The organism is Bradyrhizobium sp. Kon58 (assembly GCF_055807455.1).
On the sequence record NZ_JBVVOT010000224.1, the window covers coordinates 1 to 361 of the forward strand.

At 64.0% G+C, this 361-nt stretch carries 1 pseudogene; it reads right to left on the reverse strand.

Annotated elements, in window-relative coordinates:
- Positions 1–90 precede the first annotated feature (90 nt).
- A pseudogene (locus AC0L20_RS40220) lies at positions 91–361 on the reverse strand (enolase C-terminal domain-like protein); the annotation flags it as partial.

Below are 361 nucleotides of genomic sequence, written 5' to 3' on the forward strand. Positions count from 1 at the left end.
CCGAAGGCACCATCAGCCCGCTGATGATGATTCGCCGCGGCGCCTACAAATTCATCTACAGCGAAGACGACCCTTGTCTACTGTTTCGCAAACGGCATCCAGTTGCAGGCAGGCGGCGAGGGCAATCGGGCCCAGCGGGCAGTGCAGGGCCAGCCCCACGTCGTAGGCTTCGGCCATGTTGGCGATCTTGCGGGTCTCGGTGATGCCGCCGGCGTGGGAAGCATCCGGCTGGATGATGTCGACATAGCCTTCGCTGAGCACGCGCTTGAAGTCCCAGCGCGAGAACAGGCGCTCGCCCAGGGCGATCGGGGTGCTGGTCAGCGGTGCCAGTTCCTTGAGGGCCTCGTAGTTCTCGCTGAGC